Below are 270 nucleotides of genomic sequence, written 5' to 3'. Positions count from 1 at the left end.
ACATAGTAATGGTGCATTGCAAAAAGAAGATGTTGCAATGCACCATTGCGCTGGACGCATAGCCGGTTAATGCGGCGCTAACGTCATGCGCAGAGCCGGCAAGCGATCTTTTGTGGGACACTGTGCGTACCCACATTGCCTTCTGTCCCTCCGGCTGGCTTGATCCCTGTCATTGATGCCGGGAGGAAAGCATGGCGGCCGCAGACTATTATGAAATTCTCGATCCGCGCTTCGCGCGCCTGTTCAACGGCAACGCGCAGGTCGAGAAGC

At 55.6% G+C, this 270-nt stretch carries 1 protein-coding gene; it reads right to left on the bottom strand.

Annotated elements, in window-relative coordinates; all coding sequences use genetic code 11:
• Positions 1-83: 83 nt before the first annotated feature.
• On the bottom strand, positions 84-270 hold a 187-nt coding region (locus P9230_RS32285), incomplete at its 5' end, for a hypothetical protein (protein ID WP_278121758.1).

This window comes from Mesorhizobium sp. WSM4887 (genome assembly GCF_029625865.1).
GTDB lineage: Bacteria > Pseudomonadota > Alphaproteobacteria > Rhizobiales > Rhizobiaceae > Mesorhizobium.
The sequence above is the reverse complement of the archived record's forward strand: the minus strand, read 5'-3'. Positions and strand labels throughout refer to the sequence as shown.